The sequence below is a fragment of the Streptomyces sp. DT2A-34 genome, assembly GCF_030499515.1.
Taxonomy (GTDB): Bacteria; Actinomycetota; Actinomycetes; order Streptomycetales; family Streptomycetaceae; genus Streptomyces.
The window spans coordinates 9,630,986-9,645,537 of record NZ_JASTWJ010000001.1; the positions used below are offsets into that span (position 1 = coordinate 9,630,986).

The 14,552-nt window shown below is 69.4% G+C and carries 10 protein-coding genes and 1 pseudogene; 5 read left to right on the top strand and 6 right to left on the bottom strand.

Annotated elements, in window-relative coordinates:
- Nucleotides 1-68 precede the first annotated feature (68 nt).
- Complete coding sequence (locus QQM39_RS42985) at nt 69-983, bottom strand: YihY/virulence factor BrkB family protein (protein ID WP_302002989.1); 915 nt, start codon at nt 981-983, stop codon at nt 69-71.
- Between the two features lie 587 nt (nt 984-1,570).
- Between QQM39_RS42985 and QQM39_RS42990 the strand changes: the two genes are divergently transcribed.
- The 3 genes from QQM39_RS42990 to QQM39_RS43000 all read left to right on the top strand — a co-directional run bounded on the left by QQM39_RS42990 (nt 1,571) and on the right by QQM39_RS43000 (nt 6,277).
- On the top strand, nt 1,571-3,322 hold the full coding sequence (locus QQM39_RS42990; RefSeq protein ID WP_302002990.1) for a hypothetical protein: 1,752 nt from the start codon (nt 1,571-1,573) through the stop codon (nt 3,320-3,322).
- Between the two features lie 431 nt (nt 3,323-3,753).
- A complete protein-coding gene (locus QQM39_RS42995; RefSeq protein WP_302002991.1) occupies nt 3,754-4,206 on the top strand; it encodes a DUF6082 family protein in 453 nt (150 codons plus the stop codon).
- Between the two features lie 595 nt (nt 4,207-4,801).
- Complete coding sequence (locus QQM39_RS43000; protein ID WP_302002992.1) at nt 4,802-6,277, top strand: DUF1996 domain-containing protein; 1,476 nt, start codon at nt 4,802-4,804, stop codon at nt 6,275-6,277.
- Between the two features lie 205 nt (nt 6,278-6,482).
- Here QQM39_RS43000 and katG read toward each other — a convergent pair whose 3' ends face one another.
- On the bottom strand, nt 6,483-8,672 hold the full coding sequence (gene katG / locus QQM39_RS43005; protein WP_302002993.1) for a catalase/peroxidase HPI: 2,190 nt from the start codon (nt 8,670-8,672) through the stop codon (nt 6,483-6,485).
- Between the two features lie 348 nt (nt 8,673-9,020).
- Entirely contained in the window at nt 9,021-9,860 is an 840-nt protein-coding gene (locus QQM39_RS43010) for an endonuclease/exonuclease/phosphatase family protein (RefSeq protein WP_302003920.1), read from the bottom strand.
- Nucleotides 9,861-9,882: 22 nt separating this feature from the next.
- On the opposite strand from QQM39_RS43010, the gene QQM39_RS43015 reads away from it, so the two are divergent.
- Nucleotides 9,883-10,026 (top strand): hypothetical protein, encoded by a 144-nt coding sequence (locus QQM39_RS43015; protein ID WP_302002994.1) that lies wholly within the window; start codon nt 9,883-9,885, stop codon nt 10,024-10,026.
- 546 nt (nt 10,027-10,572) lie between these two features.
- Here the strand turns inward: QQM39_RS43015 and QQM39_RS43020 are convergent.
- Nucleotides 10,573-10,815, bottom strand: a pseudogene (locus tag QQM39_RS43020) (dienelactone hydrolase family protein); the annotation flags it as partial.
- A 121-nt stretch (nt 10,816-10,936) separates the two neighbouring features.
- Here QQM39_RS43020 and QQM39_RS43025 point away from each other — a divergent pair.
- Complete coding sequence (locus tag QQM39_RS43025; protein WP_302002995.1) at nt 10,937-11,842, top strand: poly-gamma-glutamate hydrolase family protein; 906 nt, start codon at nt 10,937-10,939, stop codon at nt 11,840-11,842.
- 487 nt (nt 11,843-12,329) lie between these two features.
- Here QQM39_RS43025 and QQM39_RS43030 read toward each other — a convergent pair whose 3' ends face one another.
- Both QQM39_RS43030 and QQM39_RS43035 read right to left on the bottom strand, forming a co-directional pair.
- Entirely contained in the window at nt 12,330-13,232 is a 903-nt protein-coding gene (locus QQM39_RS43030) for a class I SAM-dependent methyltransferase (RefSeq protein ID WP_302002996.1), read from the bottom strand.
- A gap of 171 nt (nt 13,233-13,403) precedes the next feature.
- Entirely contained in the window at nt 13,404-14,549 is a 1,146-nt protein-coding gene (locus tag QQM39_RS43035) for a hypothetical protein (protein WP_302002997.1), read from the bottom strand.
- Nucleotides 14,550-14,552: the final 3 nt, after the last annotated feature.

A 14,552-nucleotide genomic window follows, 5' to 3' on the forward strand; every position in this document is an offset into this window, starting at 1 on the left:
TCCGACGGTCCTGCCGGGACCCAGGAGCCTGCGACCACGACGCTCGCGGCCGCGATGACCACCCGTGTTCACTCGAGGCGGCGCCGGTCTTCACCGTCCCACTTGCGGGTATCACGCGGTTCGACGTACGGCTCCTCCTGCGGCGGGTACCCGCCGGCGATCGCGCGCTGCCGGGCGGTCTCGGCGTCGAACTCCAGGCCCAGCAGGATCGCCAGGTTGGTGATCCACAGCCACACCAGGAAGACGATCACCCCGGCGAAGGTGCCGTAGGTCTTGTTGTACGAGGCGAAGTTCGCCACGTAGAACGCGAACCCGCCGGAGGCGATCATCCAGATCACGAGGGCCAGGAAGCTGCCCGGGGTGATCCACTTGAAGCCGCGGATCTTCGCGTTGGGGCCGGCCCAGTACAGGATCGCGATCATGAGGGTGACCAGGACCACCAGGACCGGCCACTTCGCGATCGACCACACGGTCACCGCCGTGTCGCCGAGTCCGAGCACGTCGCCGGCACGGCGGGCCAGGGGGCCGGTGAAGACCACGATCAGGGCGCTGACCACCGCGAGGACCATCAGCACGACGGTGAGGGCGAGCCGCAGCGGCAGCACTTTCCACACCGGGCGGCCTTCCGGCACGTCGTAGACGGCGTTGGAGGTGCGGATGAACGCGGCCACATAGCCGGACGCCGACCACACGGCCAGGGCCAGGCCGACGATCGCCATGACCGACCCGATGCCGGCGTTGCCCTGCAACTGCTGCACCGCGTTCCGGATCACGTCGCGCGCGGCCCCCGGCGTGAGCTGCTGGACGTTGTCCAGAACCGTCCTCGTGGCCGACTGCCCGGCGATGCCCAGCAGGGAGACCAGCACCAACAGCGCGGGGAACAGCGACAGGATGCCGTAGTAGGTCAGGGCTGCCGCGCGGTCGGTCAGCTCGTCGTCCTTGAATTCCTTGGGGGGGGGGGGCGGGGCGCCTCTTCGCCGCATGCTGAGGGACCCCGGCTGAAGACGCCATCGCCCGGTGCTCGGGGTGCCGTGTCGGTTTGGCTCCTGACCACGTCCGTTCGCCGTGATCTTCGGACGCTCCGACGGCAAGTCGGTGCGTCGGCGGGCGGCTACGTGCGGAACGTGATCGAGCGGGTGATCCCCAGTGCGCCCGGCGCCCGCGCTGCCGGGCGCACCCGACGGCCTTGCGCGCTCGGGATCGGAGGCGCATCCAATGGGGCGCTCTGGCAGGACCAGCGAACGGCGCGGGTGGGGGGTACCCAAGGGGGCGGGGGCCCGGCGGCGCGGCGGAGCCGGTTGGTGATCGTCCCCGGTCGCCGACACCGCCATCACCGTCGTGCCCTGGCCGAGAGGCGCCGCCGCGCCTCGCGATCGTCCGCGTCGGGGGCGGGTCCGCCCGGCAGACCAGCGAACTCACGCCGTTCCGACTCACACGGCCCGCGGCCCGGTCGCGTTGCTGATCTTCTTCCGTAGGTCCGGGACCCCTCCCCAGCCGCCTGCCGGAACATAGGGCACCTGCGAAGGAGCAAGTTGTCCTGTAGGTACGGCAGTTGGGGGAGTGAGTCGGTATGCGTCGGTCCGAAGAGCCGTCGGGTGTCGGTGGCACGGGAGAGCAGCCGGGTGGACCTGAATCCACGCCGCCCGAGCCCCCGCCGTCGTTCCCGCCCCCGCCCCCGCTGCCCGATGGTGCGCCGGCCGTAGAGCCGCCGAGCTCCGAGTGGTTGGCCTACACGCTGCCGGAGGAGCCCGACGACGCCGTGCCGGCGGACCCGTGGCGGGCCGCGGCGGCCGGCCTGTTCAACCTCGGCGGGCTCGGGCTCGGGTACGTGCTCCTGCGGCGCTGGCCGCAGGCCGTCCTGTGCTGGATCGCGACCGGCTGGCTGCTGGTGGCCGCGCTGCCCGCAGACCCCGACGGGCTGCCGGACGGGGCGGTGTGGGCGTACGTCCTCGTTCTGGTGTCGGCCGCGGTCCACGGGGCGTGGCTGGCACGCCGTGCGCGGCTGACGTTGCCGTGGCGGTCGACGGTCGCCGCCGGGCTCGGGCTCGTGCTGCTCGCCGTGCCGGCCGGTGGGGCGGTGGGGTACGAGGCGGCGCGGGAAGAGGCGTACCAGCGGATGCTGCTCGACCGGCTCGCCGAGACGGACCGGCTGGTCACCGCCGCCTCGCAGCGGGACGGCTTCGCCGAGGCCAAGAAGGACTACGAGCGGGCACTGAAGGCCTACCGTGAGCTCAGCGACGACCACCCCGGGAGCCGGGCCGCCCAGCGCATCCCCGACCGCCTCGACCGGTTCTACGACACTGTTGCCGCGCCGTACCGCGAGAAGGAGTACTGCGAGGCCCTGGAACCCCTGCGCTATCTGTGGAACGTGCCCGACACCACAGGCGCCATGCGGCTCGGCTCCCTCGCCGAGTGGCCCGAGGAGCCCCTGGCCACCTCGCTCTACGAGTGCGGCATCACGAACCTCGGCTCCGACGCCGTGTCCGAATCGAAGGCGAACGGCGGTGCACTGGCCGACCTCCTGCGTACGTTCCCGGACTCGGCGCAGGCCGCCAAGGTCGAACCGGCTGTCAGCGCGGAGATCGCCAAGCGGTCCAAGGCCCTGAAGGGCGACGACCCCTGCCCTGCCAGCGAGGAATTGCAGGCCATCAGCCGGACCATGGTCGACCTGCCCGCGGGCAGCCCCGGTGACGGGCTGCGCACGGACGCCGTCAACGCGGTGGAGTCCGGCGCCTACGCCTGCGGGGTGGACGAGTTCGAGGACGCCAAGTTCGGCGCGGCGGCCGAGACACTCAACGACTTCGCCGACAAGTACGAGGACAACAAGAACGCCAAGCGCGCCCGGCAGATCGCCATCGCCGCGGAGATCGCCGAGGAACGACCCGAGGCGGGCCGGAAGCTGCCGCCGTCCCGTGGCCCGGGCGGCTCCAAGATGCCCATGGAGATCAGCAACGACGCCCCGACCGCAGTCGAGTTCCTCTACACCGGCCCCGTCACCGGCAGCGTCTACCTCCCGGCGTGCGCCGAGTGCACCGAGTACTCCAGCGAGTCGAACGCCGAGAGCGCCGCCTGCTCGAACAGCGGCATCGACTACCCGACCAGCTACCTCAACCTGCCCGCCGGCAACTACCACACCCTCATCAAGTACGCCGACGAAGACGCGGAGGACGTGACGAACAAGGCCGACGGAATGAGCATCGATCCCGGATACACGTACACCAACTGCACATACGTCGTGAGCGAGAGCAGTTACCCGGGGTACCCCAGCCTTCCCACCCTGCCGGAGCTCCCGGAGATCGAGCCCCTCGAGCCGATCGTCTGACTCACTGGGATCGCCGCAGCACCACCCTGAGCTTGTTCTTCAAGGTCCAGGACCCCGAAGAACAAGCTCAGAGGCAGCTGCTGACGCTGCTCGGCCCGGTCACGAACGTTCGCTCCGGGAACGGAACCGGTCGTGTCAGGGCCAGGGAGTGTCGAAGTACCCGCGAGCGGTGGGTGAGCGACGCCGCGCCCGCGCAGCCATCGGCGGCGCAACTCGGCGCCCAGGGCCAGCCGGAGCGGTCGCGTTGCGCCACGCGTCACCGATCGAGACGACGTCTTGCAGCGGCCGGCAAATGAACTCACCGGCCTGTGCACCCCTGGTCGGCGCATGCGGTTGTGAGGATTCAGGGAAGGAAGCGAGGCCGACCTTGCTGCCGGTGCGGGCGCGATGGAGCATCAGCGCCGACTGTTGTTGCTCTGGGGGGAGTTGCCGTGCCGATCCTGTTCGCTCTGCTGCTGGCCGCTGTGGTGGCCGTTCTGCTGATGGGCGTGGTGCAGCTCCGAGAGCAGCACCGGGAGACGCTGCGGGCCACCGTGCTGCAGGCGCAGGTGGACCTCCTGAAGGCCGCGGCGGGCGACCCGGACCTGGCCAGGGCCGCGGCCGGGCCGCAGCTCACCGGCTCGGAGCCCGGAGAGGCGCGCCGGCATCTGTTCTTCGAGGCGCAGTTGACCGCCTGGGAACTCCGGTGGCGCATCGGTGCCCTGTCCCAGCAGCAGCTCCGCGCACACGCCACGGCGCTTCTGGCCGGCGAGGAGGGACGTCGGTACTGGGAGCGCACCCGCACCGACCGCGCCGGCCTGGCCGGCGACGACCCGAAGCTGCGGACCTTTACCAAGGTGTTCGACGCCGCCTGGCAAACGCTGAAGCCCGCCGACGCACGCTGAGATGAGGATCTCGAGGGCCGGGCGCGGCACGCGCGTCCGGCCCTTCGTGCGTGGGGGGCGTCGGGACGTGGTCACGGGGCACCCACACGGCTGACGACGGCAGCCCGACCCAAGACGATTCAGCAAGCGGGACAATTGCCTGGTCATGGCGGCTTCCGTGCCCATAACCTGCGCCCGTGACGGGGGACCACGAAACGGGTTCGGCTGTCCGCGTGGGCGGGAGGAGTCCGCGAGCAATCAGGCTGTGCTTCGAGGCGACGACCGATCACGCCCCCGGTGAAGACATGCGCAACCTCGCCATCGAAGTGCGCACCTTCCTGGAGTCGGAACCGCTGGAGTGCGCGGGGCGGTCGGCTGATCGCCCGCTGCGGGACCTCCCAACCGGCCGCGGCTGTTGCTCGGCGCGCCCGATTCCGGCTCCGGCCCGCCACCCCTGAGCCGGCAAGGCCCACGAGTCCGGCGCTCCAAGTTCTTACCGAGGCATGACACGCCCCCGAAGCCCCCCTCGCACGCTGATCCCACCAGTAACTCTGGTCACTGCCGGCCATTCGTCCCCTGAAATCCCCACCGGGAGCGACCACCTCGGAGGAATCCCATGCGACGCAACACGCGCAAGCGATCGAAGACAACACATCGGGCCGTCGCAGCGGCGGCAGGTCTGGCTCTGGGCGCAGGAGGGCTGATAGCGGTCAACGTGTATGCCTCCGCCGGCGAGAGCGGAAACAGCAACTCGACCAAACGCGCCTCCCAAGAGCGGGCAGACCAAGCCCTGGCGACCGGAGCCGCCACCATCAGCTGCCCGGATGTCGGGGCCGCACTGACCTCGGTCCCCGACCAGGCAAGGCCACAGGTCGACAAGGAACTCGCGCTTCTCGACAAGCAGGTGGCCGACGCGTACCAGCGGCTGCGGGGTTCGGCCAAAGCCATACAGCAGGACGGCAACTTCGCCGACAACGCGATCATGGGTCCGCTGAAGGACAAGCGGGTCGCGACCATCGACCGGATCGCGATCGCCATAGGCAGGTCGGGCAGCAGGCCGCAGGGCCTCGAAGCCCTCGCCGCCTGTACGCTGCGCGCCACCGGCAATCAGCCGGACACGGGCCAGGGAGGCAGCAGCGGACAAGACGGTAATGGTGAACAAGGCGGACAGGGCGGCAACGGCCCAGTGGCCGCCGACTTCGTGGACATCACCACCGTCCAGCCCAATGTGCAGAACCCCCGCAAGACGCGCGGCGCATCCCGGGGCATCTTCACCACACAGTGCGGCGTCAACGACAACAAGCTGTACAACACCGACAACATCATCGTCGCCCCCGGTGTGTCCAACGGCGCGCACCACACGCACGACTACGTCGGCAACCAGGACAACGACGCGTTCACCACCAACGAGGAATTCGCCGCCGCCGACACCAGCTGCCGCAACCAAAACGACAAGTCCACGTATTACTGGCCGGTGCTCCGCCTGCAGGACGGCACCCAGGAGTTCGACGCCCAGCAGCCCGGCGGCGGCGCGGAGGGCAACACCGGCCGGATTCTGACCGCGTCGCAGGTCACCCTGAACTTCGTCGGCAACCCGCGTGGCAAGGTCGTGGCGATGCCCAAGTTCCTGCGGATCATCACCGGCGACGCCAAAGCATTCACCAACGGCACCGCGAACGCCAACGCGTCATGGAGCTGCACCGGCTTCGAGAACCGGCAGCTGACGGACAAGTACCCGGTCTGCCCCGAAGGCAGCAGCCTGGTCCGTACGTCCAGGTTCCAGAGCTGCTGGGACGGCCGGAGCACCGACAGCGCCAACCACCGCTCACACGTCGCTTTCACCGACCCGAGGACCGGCAACTGCCCGAACGGCTTCAAGGCCATTCCCCAACTGGTCCAGCGTCTGGTCTACGACGTGGACGCGCCCAGCCTCGACGACAACGGACAGTCCAGCCCGTTCTACGCGGTGGACGGTTTCCCGGAGCAGATGCACAAGCCGATCACGGACCACGGTGACTTCATCAACGTGTTCGACGAGAGCCTGATGAACCGGATGGTCCAGTGCATCAACACCGGGCGAAAGTGCCGATGACCTCCCCTCGGTGATCTGAGGCCCGTCCAACCTTTCGGGCTGCTGCTGGTCGCGCTGGCGCTCGAGACCGCCGTCGGCGCCGCGAGGGCGCGACACGCCGGGGGCGGGCACGCGTGCTGTGGGTGGAGTACGCGTGCCCACCACAGGAGCGCTGCGGAGCTCTGAGCGATCCGCGTCACTTCCCCTGCCGGGACATCGGGTTCGTTCAGGTGAGGTCGAACCGGTCGAGGTTCATCACCTTGTCCCACGCGGCCACGAAGTCCCGTACGAACTTGTCTCCCGCGTCCTGGGACGCGTAGACCTCCGAGACGGCTCGGAGCTGGGAGTGCGAACCGAAGATGAGGTCGACCGCGGTGGCGGTCCACTTGGGCTCGCCCGTAGCGCGATCGCGGCCTTCGAATACGTTCTCGTCCGAGGCCGACGCCTTCCACTCCGTGCCCATGTCGAGCAGGTTGACGAAGAAGTCGTTGGTCAGTGTCTCGGGCCGGTGTGTGAACACGCCGTGTGGGGATCGCTTGAAGCCGGTGTTCAGGGCCCGCATGCCGCCGATCAGCACCGTCATCTCGGGAGCGGTCAGCGTCAACAGGTTGGCGCGGTCCAGCAGGAGGGTCTCCGGCGACAGCTTCTCTCCCGCCCGGAGGTAGTTGCGGAACCCGTCGGCCCTGGGTTCGAGCACGGCGAACGACTCCACGTCGGTCTGTTCCTGCGAGGTGTCCGTGCGCCCCGGTGCGAAGGGAACCGTGATGTCGTACCCGGCGTTCTTCGCGGCTTGCTCGACGGCCGTGCACCCGCCCAGGACGATCAGGTCGGCGAGCGAGACCTTCGTTCCGCCGGCATGGGAGAGGTTGAAGTCCTGCTGGATCCGCTCCAGCTTCTGCAACACCTCGGCCACCTCGGGCAGGTTGTTGACCTCCCAGTCCTTTTGAGGCGCGAGGCGGATCCGAGCCCCATTGGCTCCGCCACGCTTGTCGGTGCCGCGGAAGCTCGCCGCCGCCGCCCAAGCGGTCGTGACCAGCTGGGAGACGGACAGTCCCGAGGCGACGATCCTGCTCTTGAGGGCGGCGATGTCCTCGTCCGCGACCAGTTCGTGATCGACCTCGGGGACGGGATCCTGCCACAGCTGCGGCTCGGGAACCCAGGGGCCGAGGTAGCGCGTGACGGGTCCCATGTCGCGGTGCAACAGCTTGTACCACGCCTTGGCGAACGCTTCCGCGAGCCTGTCCGGGTTCTCGTGGAAGCTCTTCGTGATCGGGCCGTAGACCGGGTCCAGCTTCAGCGCGAGGTCCGTCGTCAGCATCATGGGAGCGTGCCTCTTCGACGGATCATGGGCGTCGGGCACCGTGTCCTTGGCCGAAGGATCCGTGGGAGTCCACTGCTTGGCGCCGGCGGGGCTCGTCGTCAGCTCCCAGTCGTACCGGAACAGGTTGTCCAGGTACCCGTTGTCCCACCTGGTCGGCTCGGTGGTCCATGCGCCCTCGAGCCCACTGGTGAGTGTGTCGGCGCCCTTGCCGCTGCCGTACGTGTTCCGCCAGCCGAGGCCCTGCTGCTCGATGGGGCAGGCCTCGGGTTCCGGACCGATGTACGCGGGATCGACGGCGCCATGACACTTGCCGAACGTGTGGCCGCCGACGATGAGCGCGACCGTCTCCTCGTCGTTCATCGCCATGCGCCCGAATGTCTCGCGAACGTCCCGGGCGGCGGCCATCGGATCCGGGTTGCCGTTGGGCCCCTCCGGATTGACGTAGATCAGTCCCATCTGCACGGCACCGAAGGGAGGGGCGAGTTCCCTCTCGCCGCTGTAGCGCTCATCTCCGAGCCAGATGTCCTCGGGTCCCCAGAAGATTTCCTCGGGTTCCCAGATATCTTCTCGCCCGAAGCCGAACCCGAACGTCTTGAATCCCATGGATTCCATGGCACAGTTGCCGGCGAAGACCAGAAGGTCGGCCCAGGAGATTTTCTGGCCGTACTGCTGCTTGACCGGCCAGAGCAAACGGCGCGCCTTGTCGAGGCTCGCGTTGTCCGGCCAACTGTTGAGGGGCGCAAACCGCTGAGCGCCGCTGCCGCCACCGCCCCGGCCATCGGCGACACGGTACGTGCCCGCGGCGTGCCAACTCATCCGAATGAAGAGCGGCCCGTAGTGGCCGTAGTCGGCAGGCCACCAGTCCTGCGACGCCGTCATCACCTCGAATACGTCCCGCTTCAGCGCGTCGAGGTCGAGGGTCGCGAACTCTCTCGCGTAGTCGAAGTCCTCGTCCATCGGATTGGAGCGGGACGAGTGCTGGTGGAGAATCTGGAGGTCCAGCTGATTCGGCCACCAGTCCCGGTTTGTCCTGGGCCGAGTCGCCGTGGGGGTGGGGGAGGCGATTGCTGGGTTTTCGCTTTCGCTGCCGGACACGTCCGTCCTTCTTTCTGTCTCGGTGTTTCCACGCGCAATGCCGATGATGGTGATGTGTCGGCGTCCGTATGGTCGCGCACCACGGACGGCACCGCTACGAAACACGCAGAGCACGCCCGCATAACAAACGTGCGAGAAGAGGCTGCTTTTCCGCTCCCGTGTCGGCTTCGGGCACGATCGGAATCTGCCTCCCGGAATCTCCCGACAACAAAACCGTCAGGGAAGGCGTGGGAGGTCGACAGCATGGAGGCCGCCGTGGCCGACCGGAGATCAAGGGACCGGCTCACGGAGCGGTCGGCGCGACGCGGAACCGAGCCGACCAATCCGGTCAGGCCAGAAAGGCCCACTTCATGCTGGGTCCAGGTCGGTGTGCAGCATGTGGTGGTCCGAGTATGGGGTCGGATGCACATGGTGCCTGAGGGGGGCGATGCCTCGCAGGAAGACGTAGTCGAACTTGCTGTGCCAGTCGGTGGTCGGCGTGCAGGTGCCGGCGGAGGAGGGACGGCACTGGGGGTCCGTGTCCGCGGCCAAGGCCCATATCCCGGTGAGTTCGGGGGCGTACGGCACGGCGTTGAAGTCGCCGAGAACGATGGCGCGGTCGTACCGGGCGACGTCCGCGGCGAGTACGGCGGTCTGGTCTGCTCGGACTGCCTCTTGCCGCCGTTGGGCGAGGTGGGTGTTGAAGACCCGGACGGATCGGCCGCCCACAGTGGTGGTGACTGCCATGTAGCCGCGGTCCTCGGACCCACCGTCGGGGTATTCCACATTGACGTGGTCCGTCATCGGTGCCGCCGAGAGGACCGCCTGGCCGAAGGCCCCCGGACTCCACGGCGCTCCCCCGCAGCGGCCCCAACTCCGAAGAACCATCCCGTACTCGACGTGGTAAACGAGCCCGTAAAGAGCCTCCAGATAGTCCCGGATCCTTTCGACGTCACCCACGCACGCTTCTTGCAGGCCGATGACCTGGGGCGCAAACGTGGCGATCTCCGCTGCCCGGTCTACGTTGCTGTCCTCGCAGGGATTGCAGATGTTCCACGTCATGACCCGGTTCGGTACGACACCCCTGACGGCGTCGACGGGCAGTGGCCCGGCGGAGAGGGCACCGCTCGGGGCACTGGGGCCGACTAGCACCATCAAGGCCACGGTCATGGCGCCCGCGAGCAACCTCATGCCCCGTCCGAGCACCATCGCCTCCTCACAGTGGACACCCATGGCATCTGCCGTCTCCATGCACGAGGTTATGGGACGGCGCTTGGCCCACGGAACGGGCTCCCGCAACTCCAGCTCCCGCAAGTCGGCCAGAATCAAGCAGCCGATCACCGAGATCCGGCGGGCCGCCGACGCCGCGCGGTGATACGGCCGCTCGGCCGGCCGGAGGGACAGGGCTCAGGGTCCGTCGGATGCGGCTCGGCGGCCATCGCGCGCAGCCGGTCCTCGAGCGCGTGCGCCTCGGCCTCGGTGAGCCAGAGGTGACGCAGCACGGCCTGGCCGGGCCGGCTCGGCTGCGCGGTGGCATCGAGCAATAGTTTGCGCTGGTCAACAACAGCTTCAGGTTGCATTCAGGACGCAGCGGTCGGTCCGGAATTCCTGATCAACGCCGCCCTTGGAGAGATGCTAGGGGGACTGGCCGACGGTCCCGGCGAGCTGCGCAAGCCGAATGCGCCCATGTCGACCACAGGACTGGAGAAGTGGGGCATGCCCCAGACGCGTCGGCGACCCGCCACGGGATGATGCCACCACTGACCTCGTGTAGGTGAGCCGGCGCTGGATGCGGCCGCCCCGCTGGCGCCGGCGTCCTCCTGCATGCCGCGACCACACAGTCGCCGGCTACTTCACGGCTGCCGTACGAGTTGACGACCCCGGAGCCCTGCACTTCAGCCTTGGTTTCCGGGCCGGAGCCTCAGCTGTTGGCCAGGGTGCGGTCCAGGAGGGAGAGCAGGCGGTCCCAGTGGCGCTTCAGCCCGGAGGCGCTGAACGCGTCGGTGTCGGACATGGTGAAGCCGTGGACGGTGCCGGGGTAGATCTCGCAGGTATGGCGGACACCTGCGGCATCCAGGGCCTGGTTGAGTTCGCTGAGAGCCTCGGCCGGCATGTCGTTTTCGGAGAGGCCGAGGTGGACTTCGGCGGTGAGCTCGGAGATGAGGCGGTGAACAGGCGCCGGGTCCCAACGACGGCACGCCGGACAGGTCGGCGACGGCGCCCGTGTTGTCATGCCCAGAGGGCCCGCCGCACGAGCACGCCGGGTCATGATGCAGGATCGCCCCGTGGACAACACCAGCAGACGCACCGTCCTCGCTTCCGTCGCCGCCGTGGCCGCGGGCCTGCCCACCCTCAACGCCGTGATGGGCAGCGGGGCCACGCCGGCCGCCGCAGCCGACCAGTACGGGTCCAACACCGAGCTGTACACCCGTACCGCGGCCAAGGAGGGCACCGACTGGATGCGCCGGTTTCGTATCGGCGCGCCGGTGCAGGTCACGGACAATGCCCGCAGCACGAGCAGCGCCGTCAGCAGTACGGCGGTGATCGCGCCGCACGGTGGTGGGATCGAGGCGGGTACGAGCGAGCTGTGTATGGCCATCGCCGGTTACACGCCCTTCGACGCCAACACCGATCCGGCGAGCGCGGCGGTGCCGGGAGAGCCGCAGCGGGACTACTGGATGTTCGAGGCCCTGGCCAACTCCTCCGCGCAGCACGTCACATCGACCCACTGCGACGACCCGGCCGCCCTCGCTGTCTGTGCCGGCAACCTGTACGCCGTAGCCCTGCACGGCTTCGAAGACACGGCCGCGAAGAAGGTCATCATCGGCGGTCGGGACGAGCGGCTCAGGCGCAACCTGCTGGCGGCCTTCACGAAGTACGGCCTGACCTCTCCCACGAGCAACGTCGATTGGGACGTGACCGTGGTCCTGGCGGGCCCCACCGACCCCATCAACGGCGACGACCCGGCCAACATCGTCAACCGAACCCGCACGGGCGCCGGCGCCCAGCTGGAGCTGTCCACGGCGCTGCGCAAGGCGATGTTCGGTGATTTCTCCGGCGCGGCCAAGCGCAGGACGACGGCCGGTCTGCCGAGCGCCGACAGCCCCTACGCCGACCGCTTCTGGAACGGTTTCGTGAGCGCCGTCCGCGAGGCGATCAAGAACCACGAGCTCGGCCTCGACTCCCTCTGAGCTCGGGCCTGGACAGCGTCGACAGCCAGGACCCGGCGGAGCTGGGACAACTCGGCCAGCCGCTGTTTTCCAGAGCCGCCCCGGCCTCCCCAGCCTCCAGATCCTCCAGAGCGCCAAGCAGCCTCTGCCGAGTGTGCTCGCTCACGGCCGCGACAGGGCGTTTCCTGCCCGAAGCGTCCTGGCGGAAGGAGGCGAACTGCACCGCGCCCCGCCTGAAGTCGCTGGGCGGTGACGGAGAAGGGGCTGTCCGTCATGGCGTACGAGACGGGGACGGCCGCCGTCGTCGTCGTGGTCGCGATCGTGCCGACGGCCGGCGCGAGCGAGCCGGCTGCCGCCAGAGCGAACCGCCGTCAACGCGTCCGCCCCCGCCCGACGGCCCTCCGGTGCCCGGGGCAACGTGGCCGGGTGCGCCGGTCAGCTCCAAGGTGTTCGGGTAATCGCCCCGCCCGTCGACCACCGACCGGCCGCCCTGCGACGCGTGTCCCCGTCACGTCCCGCGGACCGGCTTGTCCAGGACGAGCGCGACGTATCGGCTGGCGCGCTGGACGGGCACGTGGGCCAGAACGACGCTGGAGAGGGAGAGCCACTGAGCGTGGGTCAGATCCTTCAGAGGGGGCAGCAGTCGGCCCAGGAGCCGGCGCCCGGCGGGGGTGAGGGCCAGCCTGGCGCCAAGGAGGCCGAGGGTCATGAAGCGTCGGGTGACGGGGCGGGTCCAGTCATGGACACGGCATGGACGGTATCCGATGTCGATCGCGTGACGGATGTAGCGGACGAGCGGTTCGAACTCCTCGAACGCCCACGTGTCGCGAACGACGCGGCCGGGATCGGCCGCGTTGATCTCGGTGGGGTCACCGGTGGCCCAGGCGAAGTCGACGAGGACGAGCCGGCCGCCTGGCTTGAGGAGGCGGTAGGCCTCCTCCAGGAAGGCGCGGCGGCCCTCGGGACCGAAGTGGAACGCGGCCTCCAGGCAGTGCACCTTGTCGAACTCGGCGTCGCCGAAAGACGAATGCGCGCGCAGGTCGGTGGCGTCGGCTTGGAGGAAACGGGTGCGGCCATGGTCACCGTGCCGCTGGACGGCCTGCGCCACATGGGGCGGATAGAGGTCGATGCCGGTGGCGAAGGCGCCTTGCTCGGCGATACGGCGGGTGGTGCGGCCGGTGCCGCAGGCGACGTCGAGAACCTGTTCGCCCGGTTGGATGCGCAGCAGGGCGAGGGAACGGCTGACGAGGTCCTCCTGGAAGGACGACAGGCCGCCGGTGAGGCGGGGGAGCGTGAGGGGAGTGAAGTAGCCGAGGTTGAGGAGGCTTCCCCAGCCGAGAGAGTGCAGTACGGACAGGAGCGGGTTGTTGTCGGTCTCGTAGGCGTGAGCGAGTTTGAGAGGCGTGTTCATGGGGGGCTCTCGTCGAGGGGGCGAACGTGATCACTTCCTGGTGATCGGACAAACGTCGCCGCCCGGCCAAGGTAACGACCGCTGCCGCGCGGTCCGTACGCACCACTACCACTACCACTACCGCGACCTCGCCCCCCCACGCGCACGCACCGTGCCACCGCCACCTGGGGATCACTTTTCGGATTCGGCGAGCTGCCCGGACGGGCGCTGGTGCCGGGGCCCGGGCTGCTCGTAGCGCCGCCACTCGCGGCCGCCGTCGCGAGAGATCCACAGCCCTTCGTCCGCCACCAGTTCGTACGTCGCCGTCGTCGCGTCCGCGATGCCGTAGAGCGTCGTGCCGGCGACGGTGAACGACGTGAATGTCGCCGGTGTCTTCAGCGCGTGGAAGGCGCTGTTGGTGCGGTCGTCGGCGAGCCAGTAGCGGCCGCCCTCCTCGCCGACGAGCAGCCGCCCGTCCGCGAGCAGCTCCAGGACCAGCGACTCCGGGCCATGCTCCAGGTCCGTCCAGGGAATGCCGCCGCCGAGGACCGTCTGCCAGTGCCCGCCGCCGTCCGTCGTCACCGACACGCCGCGCACGTCCTCGCCCCGGACGAGGGACAACGCCGCGGTGCCGCCCCGCGCGGTGAGGATGCCTCCCGCGTACGGCTTCGGGACGGCCGTGGAGCCAAGGGTGCGACCGCCGCGCTGCCGAACGACGCGGTCGGGGTCTTCGGTCAGGGACTGCTCCAGGCTCCAGGTCGTGCCACGCTCGTCCACGGCGAGGCGGACGGCGTCGTCCGGCACGTCGGCCGGGGGCGCCACGGTGCGTGTGGCGGGGCGGTAGACGAGGGTCGGCTCCAGTTCGGCGAGCAGGATGTCGCCGGGGCGGGTGCGCAACGGGGTCTCGGTGATGGCGACCTTGTGCCGCTTGCCGCGTACGTCGAGGGCGTACGCTCCCTCGGCCCCCTCTCCCGGCCGCACCCGCACGAAGCCGCCGGGCACCCCCTTGAACGTGGCCGGCACCGCCTCCGCGTCCGCGTGTTCCGCGTGCTCGGCGACCGTACGGCCGTCGGGGCCCACGATGCGCCAGGCGGAGGCGGCGGGCCCCTCGTCGTCCTCGACGTTGCCGGCCTCGTACGTCAGGAGCAACGAGCCGTCGTCCGCGCGGACCACGCCGGCCGGGGCGCCGGCCGCCTCGATGACGTCGGCGGGGCGTGGGTGAGGGTCTTCGATGACCCGCTTGTACCTCGCCTCACGGTCGCCGGAGTCCCCGTCGTCGGAGCGGTCCGGGCCGCAGGAGGTCAGCGCCAGTGCCGACACCGCACTCGCCGCGGCCACAAG

Excerpts from the sequence above, each read along its gene's own strand:
- QQM39_RS42985 (WP_302002989.1), bottom strand. The coding sequence starts at position 983 with ATGCGGCGAAGAGGCGCCCCGCCCCCCCCCCCCAAGGAATTCAAGGAC.
- QQM39_RS42990 (WP_302002990.1), top strand. The coding sequence starts at position 1,571 with ATGCGTCGGTCCGAAGAGCCGTCGGGTGTCGGTGGCACGGGAGAGCAG.
- QQM39_RS43000 (WP_302002992.1), top strand. The coding sequence starts at position 4,802 with ATGCGACGCAACACGCGCAAGCGATCGAAGACAACACATCGGGCCGTC.
- QQM39_RS43010 (WP_302003920.1), bottom strand. The coding sequence starts at position 9,860 with ATGGTGCTCGGACGGGGCATGAGGTTGCTCGCGGGCGCCATGACCGTG.
- QQM39_RS43015 (WP_302002994.1), top strand. The coding sequence starts at position 9,883 with ATGGCATCTGCCGTCTCCATGCACGAGGTTATGGGACGGCGCTTGGCC.
- QQM39_RS43030 (WP_302002996.1), bottom strand. The coding sequence starts at position 13,232 with ATGAACACGCCTCTCAAACTCGCTCACGCCTACGAGACCGACAACAAC.